Below are 17,650 nucleotides of genomic sequence, written 5' to 3'. Positions count from 1 at the left end.
ATGGCAGCTTAGCTGAGGAAGACCGCTGTGAATACTCTCCAACTTTCGGTAGTTCATCGCTTGCCGCAAAGTTACCGCTGGTTATCGGGTTTTACTGGCATCAAAGTTGAACCGATTCCGCTTTGCAGCACCGATGACGACAGTTATCTGATTGGTTTTAAACTGCTCAGTCATGACGGCGATGAGGCTCGCCAGATCATGCGCCATCTCAACCAGTCGCTGGATGAGATACAACTACAATGCGCAGTGGTGGAGTGGGAAGGTGAACCCTGCCTGTTTTTGTATCGTCAGGACGAAAGTGCCGCGATGTGTCGCCTGAAAAACGTCGGTGTGGCGATAGCCGAATCTGTGTGCGCCCAATACCCTTTCTGAATCGGCAGCATCGGTTACGATGCTGCTGTATCACATCGATTCCCGCCATGCCGTGATAAATCAGACTGATAGTTGAAGTAACTGTCGGGTGTAATCCTGCTGTGGATGTTCAAAGATCTGCCGACAGCCGCCTTGCTCCACCACTTCGCCGTGCCGCAGCACAATCACCTGATGGCACAGTGAGCGTACCACGTGCAGATCGTGACTGATGAACAGGTAAGCCAGTAGATGGGTCTGTTGCAAGGCTTTCAGCAGCGCCAGAATCTGTGCCTGCACCGTGCGGTCAAGCGATGAAGTCGGTTCATCGAGAATCAGTAGTTCCGGTTGCAGGATCAGTGCACGGGCGATAGCAATACGCTGGCGTTGGCCGCCAGAAAACTCTGATGGATAGCGATGACGGCTCTCCGGGTCCAGCCCGACTTCCTGCATGGTCTGGATAACTCGTTGTGTTTGCTCTGCCGCACTTAAGCGGTGATGTACCCGTAGCCCTTCAGCAATAATCTGTTCCACGTTCAGGCGAGGGTTCAGCGAACCGTTTGGGTCCTGAAACACTACCTGAATACGGTGACGAAACGGCAACATTTGCTTGCGGTTAAAACGGTGCAGCGGTTGGCCATCAAACCAGATCTCGCCCTGACTGCGTAATAATCGCAGTAGCGCCAGCCCGGCGGTGCTTTTGCCGGAACCGGACTCGCCGACCAGCCCGATACTTTCGCCGCGGCGCAGGCTGAAACTGAGCGCCCGCAACACGGATTTTTCTCCTACCGTGCGACGCAACAGGCCACGTTTGATGGCGAAGCTGACGCCCAGTTCTCTGACATCCAGCAGCGTGGAGGCATCCGGGAGGAGCGGCAATGCTTCGCCGGTTGGTTCGGCATCCAGCAATTGTTGGGTATAGGGATGTTGCGGCGTGCTAAATAACTCGCGGGTGCGGTTCTGTTCAACACAACGTCCGGCCTGCATCACGGCTACCCGGTCTGCCAGCCGACGCACAATATTCAGGTTGTGGGTGATAAACAGCAGGCTCATGTTCAGTTCCTGCTTCAGTTCGTTGAGCAGGTCCAGAATTTGCGCTTGTACAGTGACGTCCAGCGCGGTAGTTGGCTCATCAGCAATCAACAGATCGGGTTGCGTCAGTAGTGCCATGGCGATCATTACCCGCTGACGTTCACCGCCGGAAAGCTGGTGGGGAAAGTCCGACAATCGCCGCGCCGCCTGGCGAATACCTACGCGCTCAAGACAACCGACGATTTCGCCGCGGGCCGCTTCATGGCGCAGGTTCCGGTGCAGCGAGAGCACTTCCGCCAACTGCTTTTCAATGGTATGCAGCGGATTGAGCGACACCATCGGCTCCTGAAAGATCATCGCAATCCGGTTGCCGCGTATCTGGCGCAACCGTTGCTCACTGGCGTTTAGCAGTGACTCACCGGCAAACAGAATATCACCTTGCGGATAGACCACCGCAGGCGAGGGCAGCAGACGCAGTATCGACAGCGCGGTGACGCTTTTGCCAGAGCCGGATTCGCCAACCAGCGCCAGTGTTTCGCCTGCAGCAATACTGAGCGAGACGCCATCAACTACTTGTCGCTGCTGGTCACCGCTGTGAAACGCAATACTCAGGTTCTGGATTTCAAGTAAAGGTTGTGCCGACATATCAATGCGCCTTGCCTGGGTCAAAGGCGTCGCGGACCGCTTCGCCAATAAAAATAAGCAGTGATAACACTACCGCCAGCACCATAAAGACCGTGATGCCAAGCCACGGCGCCTGCAGGTTGTTTTTCCCTTCCAGCAACAGTCCACCGAGCGAAGCAGAACCCATCGGCAGACCAAAGCCCAGAAAATCGAGCGAGGTCAGGGTAGTGATGGAACCACACAAAATAAACGGCAGGTAGGTGAGGGTGGCGACCATCGCGTTGGGTAACATGCAACGAAACATGATTGACCGATCACTCACGCCCATCGCCTGTGCGGCACGGATATAGTCGAAATTGCGGGTACGCAGAAACTCCGCCCGCACCACACCGACCAGCGCCATCCAACCAAACAGCACTGTAATGCCTAACAGCCACCAGAAATTTGGCTGAATCACACTGGAGAGCAGGATAATCAGGAATAGCGTCGGCATTCCGGACCAGACTTCGATAACGCGTTGTCCCCACAGATCGACACGTCCGCCGTAATACCCCTGAGAAGCACCTACCACGATACCAATCAGGCTTGACAGCAGCGTTAACGCCAGTCCGAACAGAATGGAAATACGAAAGCCATAAAGCACTTGCGCCAGCACGTCACGCCCCTGGCTGTCAGTACCGAGCAGGTTCTGGTGAGACGGCGGCGACGGAAACGCACTCTGAGTGGCGTAATTGATGGTGTCGTAGCGGTAGTGAATCAGCGGCCACAGTGCCCAGCCGCCTTGTTCCAGACGCTGCGCCAGCCAGGGGTCGCGGTAATCAGCCGGTGTCGCCAACTGACCACCGAAAGTGGTTTCGCTGTAATCCACCATGAACGGTGCGTACCACTGTCCATTGTAACGTACCAGCAGCGGCTTATCGTTGGCGATCAACTCGGAACACAGCGTAACGACAAACAGCGCCAGAAAAACCCATAGCGCCCAGTAGCCGCGACGATTAGCGCGAAAGCGCGCCCAGCGCACCTGATTAATCGGGCTTAGACGGCTCATTGGCGCTCCTCGAAGTCGATACGTGGGTCAACCAACGTATAGGTCATGTCGCTGAGAATATTCAGCAGCAGGCCGATGAGGGTAAAAATGTACAGCGTACCGAACATCACCGGGTAATCGCGTTGTAAGGTGGCGTCGTATCCCAGCAGGCCAAGGCCATTGAGGGAGAACATGACCTCAATCAGCAGCGAGCCGGTAAAGAACATGCTGATGAAGGTGGCGGGGAAACCGGCTATTACTAATAACATGGCGTTGCGAAACACGTGGCGGTAGAGAATCCGTTTCTCATCCAGTCCTTTGGCGCGGGCGGTGATCACGTATTGTTTGCTGATTTCATCCAGAAACGAATTCTTGGTTAACATGGTCAAGGTGGCGAAACCGCCAATGACCGTCGCCAGCACCGGCAACGCGATGTGCCACAGATAATCGGTAATTTTGTCAAACCAGGACAGGCTGTCGAAATTCGGCGATATCAGCCCACGCAGCGGGAACCAGTCGAGGTAGCTGCCGCCAGCGAACAGTACGATCAGCAAAATAGCGAACAGGAATGCGGGAATGGCATAACCGACAATAATCAGTGTACTGCTCCAAACATCAAAAGCCGAGCCGGTACGCACCGCCTTCTTAATGCCGAGCGGGATCGACACCAGATAGATAATCAGCGTGCTCCACAACCCCAGTGATATCGAAACCGGCATACTCGCTTTAATCAATGCAATGACTGATGAACCGCGAAACAGGCTGTTGCCGAAGTCAAACCGAACATAATCCCAAAGCAGTTTGAAGTAGCGCTCGTGCAGCGGTTTATCAAACCCGTAGCGTTTGGTGATTTCCTCGATCACTTCCGGGTCCAGCCCACGGGCGCCGCGATAGGTGTTTTCCACCGATGGTTTACCGCCGCCCGGTCCACGCGCCAGCCCACCGCCGTCGTTTCCGCCAGCACCGAAGCCGCTACTTTTGCCCATTTCAATCGACGCAATGGCTTGATCGACCGGGCCGCCCGGTGCGATTTGCACAATAAAAAAGTTGATGGTGATGATGGCCCATAGCGTGGGGATCACCAGTAATAATCGACGTAATAGGTAAGTTCCCACATCGGCTCCTTATTGACGCGCTGCCGGCAGGGTGGCTGCTTTAGCTGCGTCATACCACCAACTGTCGATGCCCAGCGTATAGGCCGGGCGGGTTGCCGGCATGGCGAATTTGTTCCAGTAGGCGAAACGATCGTGATTGGAATACCACATCGGTATGGCGAACTGGTTCCAGGTCAGAACCCGGTCTAACGCCGAACCCAGCGACAATAGCGCTGTTTTGTCGCCCTGATGGCGAATGATGTTGTCAATCAACTGATCGATAGCGGCATCCTGCACCCCCGGCGAGTTATAGGAGGAGTTGATATATCCGGAACTCCAACTGATGGCCAGATCTGAACTGGGGTAAGGCATCGCCGGGTATAGCTTCGGGATCATATCGAAATCGCGCTTGCGAAACCGGTTATTGAATTGCGGACTGTCAACGCTACGTACCTCCATGTGGATGCCGAGCCGTGCCAGACTATGCTGGAACGGTAATACGTAGATAGAGTTAGCGGCGCTTGGCAGCAACAGTTCGAAGCGGAACGGCTGACCGGTTTTTTTATTCACCAGCACCTGATTTTTCAATTCCCAACCTGCCTGTTGCAGCAGTTGCAGCGCGTTAAGCAGACCAGCGCGGTCATAACCGCTGCCATCGGACTCCTCCGGGCGGTATGCCGGACCAAAGACCTCCGCAGGAAGGTTATCTTTCAGCGGCGTCAACCAGGCCAGTTCTGCTGCTGATGGCATCCCCTGTGCGGCGTACTCGGTGTTCTGGAAAAAGCTGTAGGGGCGCTGATAGCTGCTAAAAAACAGTGCCTTGTTCATCCAGTTGAAGTCAAAGGCGATAGCCAGTGCCTGACGCACCCGGCGATCACTAAACTGTGGTCGTTGAATGTTAAATACCAGCCAGCGGGTATCTTGCGCTGCCTGGTTGGTCTCATCTTTCTTCAGAATGTAACCACGTGCAAAATTGCCGCCTTCGTACTGGGTTGCCCAGTTTTTAGGTGAACCCTCAATACGCAAATCGAATGCCCCGGCTTTGAAGGCTTCCAGCGCGACACTGTCGTCCAGATAATAGTCGTAACGTAACTGGTCAAAGTTGTAGCGACCGCGGTTGACCGGCAGATTGGCCGCCCAGTAGTCGGTTACGCGGGAATAAATCACGTACTGGCCCATACGGTAATCGGTGATGCGATAGGGACCGCTGGCCAGCGGAGGCGTGCTTAGCGGGTCGCTGAGTTTGTGGTCACGCCAGAATTTCTCCGGCATGACCGGCAGCGTTAACATCCCCAGCATTTTTTCTTTGTCTGGGGCAGGGAAGGTAAAGCGTACCCGGTGTGGGTTAATCACGCTGGCTTCGGTGCCTTTGTAGTACAGGCGGAACTGTGGCACACCCTGTGTCATAAACATAGTAAACGTGAACGCGACGTCATCGGCGGTAACCGGCGTGCCATCATGGAAATGCGCAGCAGGATTCATGTCCACTTCTATCCAGCTGTAATCACTGGCATAGCGTGCGGCAAGCGCAATCAGTGGGTAGTAACTGCCCGGTTCGTCTTCCGAGCTGACATATAACGAATCGTAGAGGCTTTCAGTGCGAGCGGCAGCCAGGCCACGCAACGCAAAACGGTTAAAATTATCGAAGGTACCCAGCGCGCTAAAGGTAACTTTACCGCCTTTGGGGGCTGATGGATTGGTGTAGTCGTAATGGGTGAAATTCTGCTGATATTTCGGTTCGCCGAGAGTGGCAAACGCATAAGTCTGTAATATGGTCGGCTCGGCATGGGCGAGCCAGGTGCAGGCAGACAGCAAGATGGCGATAATTGCACGAGTAAACATCGAGATGACAGCCTCCTGATAATCTCTGTTTCTCCGTGTGAACAGCAGGTTACCGGAGAAAGTGCCTGAAATTCCTGATAATCGTGATGCCGGACGATATGGCGCTCTGTTTTACCATGAATAAGACCTCAAACCTACTGTTAATCGGCCCAGATGGTTATTGGCATAAATAAGCAATAAAAAAACGCCGCTGTCTGACGAGCGGCGTTTCGAATTTCTTTAGATAACATCAAGGAAAAATAAAATCAGCTGTGCGGACCTTGTTTCAGCACGCGGCGCGCTTCACGGTAACGTGATTTCCAGTAGCTGTCATCCATGCTGGAAATCGTCACACCGATGCTGGTGGAAGCATGAACGAACTGCTGGTTACCGAGGTAAATTCCCATGTGACGGCCAGTAGAACCGGCATGGAATACAACAAGGTCGCCTGGGCGTAAGCTATTGCGCTGGATTTGAACGCCGATATCTTTCTGTTCGTAGCTGGAACGCGGTAAATCCATACCGAATTGTTCACGGAAGGTGCGCTGAACGAAACCAGAGCAATCAATACCTTTGCGGCTGTCGCCGCCGAGACGATAGCGTACGCCTTTCCAGCTAGCATATTGCTCAAGCAACCTGGATTTAACTTCCACGTTGCGAACCATCGCTTCGAATTCATCCTGAGAGGCTTGTAGTGAAGGGTCACCACCGTTAACCACATGCCTATCAGTTTGATTATTAAGATTTGCAGTATTGTTGGTACAGGCAGAAAGCGCTATCGCTACTGCCATAGCAGGCAAAGCCCGCCAGATATATCTCAGAGTCGGTTGAGATTTGACCATTGTTGTTATGTTCCCTTGATGTCCTTAACGATTCAATCGTTATCGCTGTGTTTATGAACGCTGTATCTACGGCAAACAAAACGTGTGTCAGACTAAAACACTACTTTTAATGGGACAATTATTCATCAGCCGATTTGTGCAACACCGCACATTATTACTGGTGTGGCAACGGTTATTTGACTGGCCGGATGTCTACCCATAAATTATGGACCTCGACGACCATACCTTAACGAAAAACAGATTGCGAGTTTTTTTGTCTTTTTTGTTGATATGATTTCGTGATGAAATCTCTCACATCAACCCTATAAAAATCTGCAGCAAGCGAGCAGGACGAGACATAACCGAGACTATGGCGCGTTGTCAGACATTCTGACTGGTTATCTCCTGCGTCAGCGGCGTATAACTACTTATGCTACTTACATTAAACGGGCATTTAGCAACTGCTTTTGCAGTGTGTTCCATTCCGCTTCAGACTCATTAATGATTTCTATACGGCTGTCCGGCGGTGAAGCGGGTTGCGTTTCAATGCGCAGGTCGAACCCCTGACGGTTGACTACCAGCGTGCCTTCCGGGATACGCATCACGCCCTTAACACGGCTTACCGGTGCCAGACGCACCCAGTCAAGCAGACTGGTGGTGTTGAATTGCGTCTCGCTATCGAAAATCCAGCCGCAGGCGTAATAGCCCTGGCCTTGATTCAATGCCCGACGCCAGCTTTCCCGACCGGTTAGTTTTAGTGCGGCCAGGCCGGTTTTGGCTGGCGTGTCGTGATGATGATGACGGGCATCCGGCAGAACGGCGTGATTTTCTCGCGGCAACTCCAGCACAGCCGTATCCAACTGCCCCTGAGACACCGTGATCAGGCGGCGAGCCTGACCCTGCTGTTGATACCAGTGTTGCAGCGCGTCGCGGTCACTTGCCTGCCAGGTATCTTCCTTATTGGCGATGATGATGTCAGCAGCGGCGAGCTGATCACGGAAGTTTTCATTGTCGGTGTAGCGGCTGTCGCTAAGCTGACGCGCATCCAGCAAACACAGCGTAGCCTGCAACTGAAGCCACGGTTGATAGGCTTGCGAGGTCAGTAACGTAAGAATCTGCTTTGGATGCCCCAACCCGGTGGGTTCAATCAGTAACCGGTGGGGTTTTTTCTGCAACAGCATGTTGAGTCCCACCTGCATCGGCAGACCGTTGACACAGCACATACAGCCGCCGGGAATTTCTTTGAGCAGTGCGCCCGTGTCGCTCAACAATGCGCCGTCGATGCCGATTTCACCGAACTCATTGACCAGTACCGCCCAGGTTTCTTCTTCGGGCTTACCCGCGAGCAGGTGCCTGATGGTGGTGGTTTTGCCGCTACCGAGAAAGCCGGTGATCAGGTTTACTTTCGTCAGCACAGGAACCTCCTTACGTCAGCAGAAATGCGTCTGGCGTGGTGCCAGACGCAGGTAGTATCCGCGGTGATAATCAGTCCGCACGACCCATATAGCGGCGCTCAGGAATATGAATACGAATTTTTTCACCGGCGCTCAGGTATTCCGGAACATGAATGATCAGGCCGGTAGTCAGTGTAGCGGGTTTGTTGCGGGCGCTGGCGGATGCCCCTTTGATGCCCGGCGCGGTTTCCACGATTTCCAGATCAACCGTCTGCGGCAGTTCCAGGGCCAGCAACTGCCCGTCCATGGTTAATACCTGAATACCCGGCATACCGCCTTCGGGAAGGAACAGTAGTTCGTCTTCGATCTGATCTTTCTTGAAGGTATACGGGGTGTAGTCTTCCTCGTCCATAAAGATGTACTCGTCGCCATCAATATAGGAGAAAGTAACGGAACGGCGGGTTAGGGTGATGGTGTCCAGAATGTCATCACCCTTGAAACGTTCTTCTACTTTCAGGCCGGTACGAACATCGGAAAAACGCATTTTGTATAGCGTACTGGCGCCGCGAGCACTGGGACTTTGAATATCGATATCTTTTACCAGCAGCAATTTACCGTTGTAGTTAACGGCCATGCCGCGTTTGATCTCATTTGCTCTTGCCATGAAACATACCTTAAATAAAAGAAGAGAAATTTTTGTGGCGACACGTTACTCGTCAGGATGGATTCAGGCAAGTGGGATTTGTGGCTGCCAGTGGCGAAACAAACTGCCAATAAGGCAGTGAGAACGATGTTAATCAAAACGACGTTAGTAACGATGTAATGTAGTAGCCTTGCGGCCAGCAGCCTGTTAGGCTCTGCGGCCTGAAATAGCAACGGGAATGCCCGGAGGTCAATGATGGAATGTCGTCCTGATTGCGGTGCCTGCTGTATCGCGCCGTCGATCTCCAGCCCGATTCCCGGTATGCCGAAGGGAAAACCAGCCAATACACCCTGTATCCATCTGGACGAGCGAATGCGCTGTGGGCTGTTCTTTTCGCCATTGCGCCCGGCGGTGTGTCGCGGACTGCAACCAAGCCGCGATATGTGCCGGAATCACCGTGATGAGGCGATGTTGTATCTTATCCGGTTGGAGGACACCACCGCACCCTGACAACAGTCAAACATCGCGGATGCGCCACATGCAGGCAGCCGCGCCGGCCAGCATGGCGATGGCAATAACAAAACCGGCATGATAACTCCAGAGTTCAGCCACCATGCCTGCCAGGGAACCGGAAATAATCCAGCCGACTCTGGTGGTATTGGTGAACAGTGTGGTGGCGGCCCCCGCCTGACCCGGCATCAGATCCTGAAAATACAGCATTCCCATTCCGGCCAGAATACCGATGAAAACCGCGTTCAGCAGTTGCAGTGCCAGCAACGCCCAGGACGCGTTCAGCAATGTCAGCCCGGCATAGAAGATTAGCCCGGCGATCACGGCCAGACGCATCAGCAGGCGCTTGCCTAACCGGCTGGCCAGATAGCCTGCCAGCAACATCACCGGAATTTCCAGTCCGGCTGCGGTGCCCATCATGACTCCGGCCAGTTTTTCCGGTAACCGCAGCTCATTGACCAGATATAACGGCATATTGATGAGATAAATACCGTTACAGGTCCACATTAGGGTACAGGCACTAAATAACAATAGCGTATCGCGCCGGTTTTGCCGGGGCGATTCCAGTGTGGCAGCAGATTTGACCCGGAGTTTAGGCATTGACGGCAGCAACAGCCACACCAACAGTCCGCATACGACAAACACCGCGGCTGCAGTCAGGTACATTGCCGGGAAACCGAAACCCAGCGCCAGCGCGAAGGAGACCGGCGGTCCAATCACCCAGGACAGTGAAATCTGTGCTCGCATCACCGAACTGAACATGGCTGCGCCGCGACCTGCCCGGTCAGTGTGTTCCCGTGCCAGCGCGAACAACTGTGGGTTGGCGGTGGAGCCGAAACTCGACAGCAGTACGCCGACGAACAGCAGAACAAAGTAGTTGCGATTCCATGCGTATAGCAGGCAGGACAAGGCACCCAGCAGGCAGCATTGCAGTATCAGAATCTTGCGATCACCACGACGATCAGAGTAAGAGGCCAGAACTTGGCTGACAACGATACCAATCACCGCGCTGCCGGTATAAAACAACCCAACCATGAATGGGCGGACCTGTACTTCGTTTGATAAAAACAGGCTGAGCGTGGGGAGCTGCAACGCGCCGGCGATTCCGGTCAGAAAAGCAATCACCAGAAACGCCGACGATGTCAGGTCTGGCAGGCGTCTGGCCGAGCGAACAGAATAAAGAGGCATACGGTATTCAGGTTAAAAAAAGAACGGAAAGAAAACACAACACATTATGTCACGCCAATGAGGTAGAAACGAAAGCCAGTTTCCATTTTTTTCTTCAGCACCTATTCAGCAGCAGTGTGACAACGCGTTAACGATTGTGGGATTTTAGCGCGAAAGTGTGCGTGACCTCTAAGATCTGTCATTTCATCCATGCAGAATGCTTGCATAGACATACCGAAAAACGCAGAATTTTTGAAACGTTTCAGCGGCGTTTTGCTGAAATGGTTTGAAAAAAATCAGCAAATTATTTCTCATAAAAGCTGAAACGATTCAAGTTCAGCGAGAGAGGATCATTATGTTTCAGTTGTCACAGCACGATATTCATTTAGGTGCTTGCGCCGGTAATAAAGACGAAGCCATCCGCCAGGTGGCTGCCGCACTGACCGAAGCGGGTTGCGTAAGCGAGGGATATGTTGAGGGAATGCTTCAGCGCGAACAGCAGACCTCGACTTATCTTGGCAGTGGTATTGCCATTCCACATGGCACTACCGATACTCGTGATCTGGTCCAGAAAACCGGTGTTCAGGTGTTCCAGTTCCCGCAGGGGATCGCGTGGGGTGAAGACCAGACAGCATATGTCGTGCTGGGCATCGCAGCCCGCTCTGACGAGCATCTGGCGCTGTTGCGTCAACTGACTCATGTCCTGAGCGATGACCGCGTCGCGGCTCGACTGGCTACGACCACGTCTGCAGATGAACTGCGCGGATTATTGATGGGTGAACAACTGGCAGGGACATTCCGCTTTGACACCTCGCTAATTAGCCTGAATGTGGCAACTGACAACCTGATGACGTTGCAGGCGCTGAATGCCGGTCGTTTGCAACAGATTGGCGCAGTCGATGCCAGCTTTGTCAGCCATGTGGTAGCCACTACACCGACCCATCTGGGGCAGGGCATCTGGCTGAGCGACAGCCTGAACGGCAATCTGGTAAGTGCCCTGGCGGTGAGCCGCCCGGCAGAACCTTTCGCGGTAGATGGTGAGAACGTGGCGTTGTTGCTGACGGTTTCAGCCGCAGATGAACAAGTATTCGCATCGCTGGATTATCTCAGTAAGTTGTTGATCGCCGGCAAGGCTGACCGTCTGTTGTCTGCTGACGAAGCCACACTGCTGGCGCTGCTGACCAGCGAAGAGGACGTGGAAGGGGAAGAAGAGAGTGACGCGCTGGTGGCGGAATTTACCATCCGTAATGAGCACGGTCTTCATGCTCGCCCTGGTGCGATGTTGGTCAATGTTATCAAACAGTTCTCCAGCGAAATAACGGTGACGAATCTTGATGGCAGCGGCAAACCGGCCAACGGACGCAGCCTGATGAAAGTGGTGGCGTTGGGTGTCAAGAGTGGCCATCGTCTGCGCTTTACCGCTCGCGGCAGCGATGCGCAAGCCGCGTTGGACGCCATTGGTGAAGCTATTCAGTCTGGTCTTGGGGAGGGTGCAGCATGAGCAGGCGCGTTGCCACCATTACCCTAAATCCCGCCTATGATTTAGTAGGGTACTGCCCGGAAATTGAGCGCGGCGAAGTCAATCTGGTTCAGACGACTGGACTTCATGCGGCGGGCAAAGGCATCAATGTTGCCAAGGTGCTTAAAGATCTCGGTATTGATGTCACCGTGGGCGGTTTTCTGGGGAAAGATAATCAGGATGGCTTTCAACAGTTATTCAGCGAATTGGGCATCGCTAACCGTTTCCAGGTGGTGTCGGGACGTACACGCATTAACGTCAAACTCACTGAGCAGAATGGCGATGTAACCGACCTGAATTTCTCCGGTTTTGAAGTAACGCAGCAGGACTGGCAGCGTTTCGTCAACGATTCGCTGAGCTGGCTGGGGCAGTTTGACATGGTCGCCGTCAGCGGCAGCCTGCCGAGCGGTGTTGACCCGGATGCGTTTACCGACTGGATGTCGCGTCTGCGTAGCCAGTGCCCGTGCATTATTTTCGATAGCAGCCGTGAAGCGCTGGTCGCTGGTCTGAAAGCCTCTCCGTGGCTGGTGAAACCGAACCGCCGCGAGCTGGAAATTTGGGCCGGACGCAAATTGCCCACGTTGGCGGATGTTGTTGATGCAGCCCATGCGCTGCGCGAACAGGGTATTGCTCATGTCGTGATTTCGCTGGGAGCGGAAGGTGCGCTATGGGTCAATGCGTCCGGTGCCTGGCGGGCGATGCCGCCGGCCTGTGAAGTGATCAGTACGGTAGGTGCGGGTGACTCCATGGTGGGGGGATTGATTTATGGCTTATTGATGCGTGAGTCCAGTGAACATACGTTACGTCTGGCCACTGCGGTGGCAGCGCTGGCCGTTAGCCAGAGTAACGTAGGCATTAGTGATCGTCCGCAGCTGGCTGCGATGATGGCGCGTGTTGATCTACAACCCTTTAACTGACAGCAGGAGATAAACAATGAAAACGCTGCTGATACTTGATAAATCACTGGGACTGGCGAAAAGCCGTCTGGTGAAAAATTTGCTCGGTGCGGCCGCCGCTAACGCAGGGCTTACCCTCACCGAGCAACTTGCCGATGCGGAACTGGCCATTGTGCTGGGCTCTCCCGTACAGGCAGACAGCGGTCTGAATGGCAAGAAAGTGTTTGCCGGAGATGTGGAGCTGGCATTGAGTCAGCCCGCTCAGTTCCTGGAACAAGCGAAGGCGCAAGCGCAGCCGTATCAGGCGCCTGCTGCTACCGCAACTGCAAGCGCAGCGGCTCCGACTGCTGCCAAACGCATTGTGGCGGTGACGGCCTGTCCAACCGGGGTGGCTCACACCTTTATGGCGGCTGAAGCAATTGAAAGTGAAGCGAAAAAACGTGGCTGGTGGGTGAAAGTGGAAACCCGCGGTTCCGTAGGTGCTGGAAACCCGATAAGCCCGGAAGAAGTTGAGCAGGCGGATCTGGTGATCGTGGCGGCGGATATCGAAGTTGACCTTAGCAAGTTCGCTGGTAAAAAAATGTATCGTACGTCTACCGGTCTGGCACTGAAGAAGACGGCGCAAGAGTTTGATAAAGCGTTGTCTGAAGCGGTGGTGTTCCAGCCATCCGCTCAGAGCGGTGCGTCGGCTGGCGGCGAGTCCGCCAAAAAAGGCGGCGCAGGTCCGTATCGTCACCTGCTGACTGGTGTGTCGTATATGCTACCGATGGTGGTGGCGGGTGGTTTGTGTATTGCCCTGTCCTTCGTGTTCGGGATTACCGCGTTCAAGGAAGAAGGAACGCTGGCGGCGGCGCTGATGAAGATCGGCGGCGGTTCGGCGTTTGCCCTGATGGTGCCGGTACTGGCCGGTTATATCGCATTCTCGATTGCTGACCGTCCGGGCCTGACGCCGGGCTTAGTCGGTGGGATGCTGGCTGTCAGCACCGGTGCGGGTTTCCTTGGCGGTATCATCGCCGGGTTCCTGGCAGGGTATCTGGCACGCGCTATCAGCAACCACGTGACATTACCGCAGAGCATGTCGGCGTTAAAACCGATCTTGATTATCCCGCTATTCGCTACGCTGATTACCGGTCTCATCATGATTTATGTCGTCGGTACGCCGGTTGCGAAAATTCTGACTGGTCTGACGGGCTGGTTGCAGTCCATGGGTACGGCTAATGCGGTCATTTTGGGCGCTATTCTGGGCGGCATGATGTGTACCGATATGGGGGGGCCGGTAAACAAAGTGGCCTATGTGTTCGGTACCACGCTGCTGAGTAGCCAGGTGTATGCGCCAATGGCCGCCGTAATGGCTTCCGGTATGGTGCCGCCGCTGGCGATGGGTCTGGCGACCTTTATTGCCGCTAAGAAATTCACTGCCAGCGAGCGCGAAGGCGGCAAGGCTGCGGTAGTGCTGGGGCTGTGCTTCATCTCCGAAGGGGCCATTCCTTACGCTGCCCGTGACCCGATGCGTGTGCTGCCGTGCTGTATCCTGGGGGGCGCGCTGACCGGTGCAATCTCCATGGCGATTGGCGCGAAGCTGATGGCGCCGCACGGCGGCCTGTTCGTGCTGCTGATTCCGGGTGCGATTACGCCGGTGTTGGGTTACCTGCTCTCCATCGTGGCGGGTACGGTAGTGGCTGGTGTGCTGTACGCTGTGCTGAAGCGTCCGGAAGAGCAGCTGGTTAAAGCCTGATAGGGCTGTCAGCAGTCTGAAACGCCGGTCCTGTGACCGGCTTTTTTTTACGTTTTTTCCGCTGCACCGGCTAATCGCGGTATGATTTTGCATTGCTATAGGGGAACAGAAGGAGAACCTTATGCCGCGTCATAATGCCAGTCGTGGAATTTTGGTGCTGGAGTCACCCTGGGAGCTGGACGAGCACGATGCCAATCGTTCATCCGTGGTGCCGTTCATGGAAGGCATTGCCAAAGCTGCCGGTGATACCGAGGTGTATTACGCGAATTTCTACGATAAGAAGAGTTTTCGCACCGCATTACATTGTTTGTGCAAAATCCCGTTCAAAAACATCATTATTTATGTCGCTGCGCACGGTCAGGGGAAAAAACTAGGCGGAACGCATATTCGTGATGTGCTGTTGCCGGTAGGGGAATTATCCCATCATTTCAATATTACCGGTCTGCTACTTGGCGCCTGTTTTGTGGGTGCCCATACTGATCTAATGGAAACCTTCACCAGCGGTAATCACTTGCGGTGGTGTGCCGGATATGCCTCAGAAACCGAATGGCTGACGGGGACCTTGCTCGACTGCGCGATCATCAATCAGATGCTGTCGCTAAAAAAGAGCGCCTTCGCAGAGAGAGAGACTATCGTTGAGAATCTGGCGCTGGCGATTTCTCCCTTCCACGATAAATACGCGATTGGGCGCGATACGCATGGCAAGCCGATGCCACTGCGCGATGCCTTTCAGTGTGTGGTTCAGCCCAGCGGACAAGGCCACAAGCCACGCACGGTATCAGACAAGATATTTCAGCGGGCGGCGCAATTACGACGCGAAGAGGTTGCGTAGTTGCGGATGAGGTGAATAGGTCGTTGTGGATGAATAGGCGGCCAGACGCTGACCGCAACGTGGATTCAGGCACCGCTGGCAGGCAACGGCTGCTGTGACTTCAGCCAGGCGATTTCCTGCGCCCAGATATCCGGGTTGATGGTTTCCAGAATCAGCGGAATGCCGTCAAAGCGTGGGTCGCGCATGATATAGCTGAACACGGTTTTGCCGATGTTACCCTCGCCCAAACTGTGATGACGGTCTACCCGACTGTTGAACTCGCTTTTAGCGTCATTCAGGTGCATACCGCGCAAATAGCGAAAACCGACGATGCGTTCCAGTTCAGCAAAGGTGTGTTCGCAGTCGGCGTCAGTGCGTAGATCATAGCCGCCGGCGAATGCATGGCAGGTATCGATGCAGACGCCGACCCGGCTTTTGTCTTCTACCTGACTGATGATTTCCGCCAGATGTTCAAAGCGAAACCCCAGATTGCTGCCCTGACCAGCTGTATTTTCGATCACCGCGGTCACGCCGCTGGTTGCATCCAGCGCCAGATTGATAGACTGGGCGATGCGGCTCAGGCAGGTGCTTTCGTCTATCTGGCGCAAATGACTGCCGGGGTGGAAATTCAGCAACGTCAGCCCCAGTTGCTGGCAACGCGACATCTCATCGATAAATGCCGTCTGGGATTTTTGTAAGGCATCATCGTCCGGATGCCCCAGATTGATCAGGTAACTATCGTGCGGCAGTATCTGCGCCGGTGTGAATTGATATTGCGCACAGGCGGCCTGAAAACGATCAATGATATCCGCCGCTAACGGCGGGGCCTGCCACTGACGCTGATTTTTGGTAAACAACGCAAATGCCGTGGCGCCAATATCATGGGCGCGGGCTGCCGCCTGATCCACGCCGCCTGAGGCACTGACGTGGGCTCCGACATACTTCATGCTTTTCTCCTTTTTCATGCCTGCGCATTATGACATTACCGCATAGCCAACTGTAGCCTTGTTTCTTTCAGGCGAAAATCAGGCGAAAAGATGCTGTACTCCCAGATTAATCGCCGCGCCGCCTGCTACCAGCCAGATAAACAGCATCGCCGCCAGCAGCAATGGCTTGATTCCTGCCTGTCGTAGCGTGTTCAGCCGTGTCGCCAGCCCCAGTGCTACCATCGCCATGGTCAACAGCACGTTGTCGAGTTGTGTCAGCATGGCGCCCCAACCTGCCGGTAACCAGTCCAGCGAGTTGATCCCACACACCATGACAAAGCCCAGCGCAAACCACGGGTAACCCGCGCTGGCAGAAGTGACGGACTGATGCGCCGGCTGACGCTGCTTCAGCCACAGGCCGAGCAGGAATAAGAACGGTGCCAGCATCATGACTCGCAGCATCTTACCGATGACCGCAGTATTTTCGGCGACCGGGCTGATGGCATGACCAGCGGCGACTACCTGCGCTACTTCATGCACGGTTGATCCAAGATAGACGCCGAAAGTCTGCGGGGTAAATAACCAGCCGCTATACTGGATAAAATGTTGGTACATCCATGGGTAAAGAAACATGGCGGTGGTACCAAACAGGACGACGGTGGATACCGCGACCGCGACGTTATCGGCGGTACTTTTCAGTACCGGGGCGGTGGCCAGTACTGCTGCCGCGCCGCAAATACTGCTGCCTGCGCCAATCAGCAAAGCGGTATGTCCGTCCAGTTGGAACCAGCGCCGTCCCAGCCAATAGGCGAGCAGCAGGGTGGAGGTGAGTGTCAGCAGGTCTATCACCAGACCGGCAGCCCCGACGGCGGTGAGTTGCTGAAAGCTAAGTTTGAAGCCGTACAGGATAATGCCCCCGCGCAGCAGGTAATGCCGGGACCATTGAACACCGGCATCACACCAGGGTTGCAGGTGTGAATAAACGGTATTACCCAGCACCATGCCCACCAGTATCGCCAGCGTCAGGGAGCCTAGCCCCAATCCTGCGATCATTGGCATAGCGGATAGCCGTAACGCGCCCTGAGTCAGCAGGCCGGTCAGGATAATGCCGGTCAGCAGGTAGCCTGCGTTGAATAAGCCGGATAAAGAGAAAAGCCGTTGCACCCTGGGAAAAAATAAAAACATAGCCAGACCTGATTTGAATCGTGAGGTTGAGGGCACAGCCTATGATCAGTACGCTTAAAATAGAAATTGATTATATATTTATAACCTATAGATATTT

16 protein-coding genes are annotated in these 17,650 nt (G+C 54.4%); 6 read left to right on the top strand and 10 right to left on the bottom strand.

The window, feature by feature from the left end:
* The first annotated feature begins 27 nt into the window (after positions 1–27).
* Positions 28–372, top strand: coding sequence for a YejG family protein (locus tag Dpoa569_RS10910; RefSeq protein WP_042870107.1), 345 nt, complete (start codon positions 28–30; stop codon positions 370–372).
* A gap of 60 nt (positions 373–432) precedes the next feature.
* On the opposite strand, the gene yejF is transcribed toward Dpoa569_RS10910, so the two are convergent.
* The 7 genes from yejF to yeiP form a co-directional block, all read right to left on the bottom strand.
* Entirely contained in the window at positions 433–2,025 is a 1,593-nt protein-coding gene (yejF, locus tag Dpoa569_RS10905; RefSeq protein WP_146411335.1) for a microcin C ABC transporter ATP-binding protein YejF, read from the bottom strand.
* Position 2,026: 1 nt separating this feature from the next.
* Positions 2,027–3,052: an ABC transporter permease gene (locus Dpoa569_RS10900; protein ID WP_042870111.1), complete on the bottom strand. Its 1,026-nt coding sequence runs from the start codon at positions 3,050–3,052 to the stop codon at positions 2,027–2,029.
* Positions 3,049–4,146: a microcin C ABC transporter permease YejB gene (locus Dpoa569_RS10895; protein ID WP_042870113.1), complete on the bottom strand. Its 1,098-nt coding sequence runs from the start codon at positions 4,144–4,146 to the stop codon at positions 3,049–3,051. The genes Dpoa569_RS10900 and Dpoa569_RS10895 overlap by 4 nt, the downstream gene beginning before the upstream one ends.
* Before the next feature lie 9 nt (positions 4,147–4,155).
* Complete coding sequence (locus Dpoa569_RS10890; protein ID WP_042870115.1) at positions 4,156–5,967, bottom strand: extracellular solute-binding protein; 1,812 nt, start codon at positions 5,965–5,967, stop codon at positions 4,156–4,158.
* A 245-nt stretch (positions 5,968–6,212) separates the two neighbouring features.
* On the bottom strand, positions 6,213–6,788 hold the full coding sequence (gene mepS, locus Dpoa569_RS10885; RefSeq protein WP_042870117.1) for a bifunctional murein DD-endopeptidase/murein LD-carboxypeptidase: 576 nt from the start codon (positions 6,786–6,788) through the stop codon (positions 6,213–6,215).
* Positions 6,789–7,204: 416 nt separating this feature from the next.
* The gene (locus tag Dpoa569_RS10880; protein ID WP_042870119.1) at positions 7,205–8,182 is read right to left on the bottom strand and encodes a CobW family GTP-binding protein; all 978 of its coding nucleotides are present in this window, start codon (positions 8,180–8,182) and stop codon (positions 7,205–7,207) included.
* A 70-nt stretch (positions 8,183–8,252) separates the two neighbouring features.
* On the bottom strand, positions 8,253–8,825 hold the full coding sequence (yeiP, locus tag Dpoa569_RS10875) for an elongation factor P-like protein YeiP (protein ID WP_042870121.1): 573 nt from the start codon (positions 8,823–8,825) through the stop codon (positions 8,253–8,255).
* 234 nt (positions 8,826–9,059) lie between these two features.
* Here yeiP and Dpoa569_RS10870 point away from each other — a divergent pair, with 234 nt between their 5' ends.
* Positions 9,060–9,314 (top strand): YkgJ family cysteine cluster protein, encoded by a 255-nt coding sequence (locus Dpoa569_RS10870; protein WP_042870124.1) that lies wholly within the window; start codon positions 9,060–9,062, stop codon positions 9,312–9,314.
* A 6-nt stretch (positions 9,315–9,320) separates the two neighbouring features.
* On the opposite strand, the gene Dpoa569_RS10865 is transcribed toward Dpoa569_RS10870, so the two are convergent.
* Positions 9,321–10,502 (bottom strand): sugar efflux transporter, encoded by a 1,182-nt coding sequence (locus tag Dpoa569_RS10865; protein ID WP_042870126.1) that lies wholly within the window; start codon positions 10,500–10,502, stop codon positions 9,321–9,323.
* Between the two features lie 334 nt (positions 10,503–10,836).
* On the opposite strand from Dpoa569_RS10865, the gene fruB reads away from it, so the two are divergent.
* The 4 genes from fruB (at position 10,837) to Dpoa569_RS10845 (ending at position 15,463) form a co-directional block, all read left to right on the top strand.
* A complete protein-coding gene (gene fruB / locus Dpoa569_RS10860) occupies positions 10,837–11,982 on the top strand; it encodes a fused PTS fructose transporter subunit IIA/HPr protein (RefSeq protein WP_042870128.1) in 1,146 nt (381 codons plus the stop codon).
* Positions 11,979–12,917, top strand: a complete 939-nt coding sequence (fruK, locus tag Dpoa569_RS10855) for a 1-phosphofructokinase (protein WP_016942527.1) — start codon at positions 11,979–11,981, stop codon at positions 12,915–12,917. Before fruB ends, fruK begins: the two co-directional genes overlap by 4 nt.
* Before the next feature lie 16 nt (positions 12,918–12,933).
* Positions 12,934–14,631 carry a PTS fructose transporter subunit IIBC gene (gene fruA, locus Dpoa569_RS10850; protein WP_042870130.1) on the top strand — a complete coding sequence of 566 codons (1,698 nt, stop codon included), beginning with the start codon at positions 12,934–12,936 and terminating at the stop codon, positions 14,629–14,631.
* Positions 14,632–14,752: 121 nt separating this feature from the next.
* Entirely contained in the window at positions 14,753–15,463 is a 711-nt protein-coding gene (locus tag Dpoa569_RS10845; protein ID WP_042870132.1) for a hypothetical protein, read from the top strand.
* Between the two features lie 65 nt (positions 15,464–15,528).
* Here the strand turns inward: Dpoa569_RS10845 and nfo are convergent, their stop codons facing one another.
* The gene (gene nfo, locus Dpoa569_RS10840) at positions 15,529–16,389 is read right to left on the bottom strand and encodes a deoxyribonuclease IV (protein ID WP_042870134.1); all 861 of its coding nucleotides are present in this window, start codon (positions 16,387–16,389) and stop codon (positions 15,529–15,531) included.
* Between the two features lie 78 nt (positions 16,390–16,467).
* On the bottom strand, positions 16,468–17,559 hold the full coding sequence (locus tag Dpoa569_RS10835; protein ID WP_042873875.1) for a YeiH family protein: 1,092 nt from the start codon (positions 17,557–17,559) through the stop codon (positions 16,468–16,470).
* Positions 17,560–17,650 lie beyond the last annotated feature (91 nt).

Origin of the sequence: Dickeya poaceiphila (genome assembly GCF_007858975.2) — a bacterium.
Classification (GTDB): domain Bacteria; phylum Pseudomonadota; class Gammaproteobacteria; order Enterobacterales; family Enterobacteriaceae; genus Dickeya; species Dickeya poaceiphila.
The sequence above is the reverse complement of the archived record's forward strand: the minus strand, read 5'-3'. Positions and strand labels throughout refer to the sequence as shown.

What these genes read in the sequence shown, in the direction of transcription:
- Dpoa569_RS10865 (WP_042870126.1), bottom strand. Translation starts at nt 10,502, where the DNA reads ATGCCTCTTTATTCTGTTCGCTCGGCCAGACGCCTGCCAGACCTGACA.
- Dpoa569_RS10845 (WP_042870132.1), top strand. Translation starts at nt 14,753, where the DNA reads ATGCCGCGTCATAATGCCAGTCGTGGAATTTTGGTGCTGGAGTCACCC.
- fruK (WP_016942527.1), top strand. Translation starts at nt 11,979, where the DNA reads ATGAGCAGGCGCGTTGCCACCATTACCCTAAATCCCGCCTATGATTTA.
- fruB (WP_042870128.1), top strand. Translation starts at nt 10,837, where the DNA reads ATGTTTCAGTTGTCACAGCACGATATTCATTTAGGTGCTTGCGCCGGT.
- nfo (WP_042870134.1), bottom strand. Translation starts at nt 16,389, where the DNA reads ATGAAGTATGTCGGAGCCCACGTCAGTGCCTCAGGCGGCGTGGATCAG.
- Dpoa569_RS10900 (WP_042870111.1), bottom strand. Translation starts at nt 3,052, where the DNA reads ATGAGCCGTCTAAGCCCGATTAATCAGGTGCGCTGGGCGCGCTTTCGC.
- yejF (WP_146411335.1), bottom strand. Translation starts at nt 2,025, where the DNA reads ATGTCGGCACAACCTTTACTTGAAATCCAGAACCTGAGTATTGCGTTT.
- mepS (WP_042870117.1), bottom strand. Translation starts at nt 6,788, where the DNA reads ATGGTCAAATCTCAACCGACTCTGAGATATATCTGGCGGGCTTTGCCT.
- Dpoa569_RS10870 (WP_042870124.1), top strand. Translation starts at nt 9,060, where the DNA reads ATGGAATGTCGTCCTGATTGCGGTGCCTGCTGTATCGCGCCGTCGATC.
- fruA (WP_042870130.1), top strand. Translation starts at nt 12,934, where the DNA reads ATGAAAACGCTGCTGATACTTGATAAATCACTGGGACTGGCGAAAAGC.
- yeiP (WP_042870121.1), bottom strand. Translation starts at nt 8,825, where the DNA reads ATGGCAAGAGCAAATGAGATCAAACGCGGCATGGCCGTTAACTACAAC.
- Dpoa569_RS10890 (WP_042870115.1), bottom strand. Translation starts at nt 5,967, where the DNA reads ATGTTTACTCGTGCAATTATCGCCATCTTGCTGTCTGCCTGCACCTGG.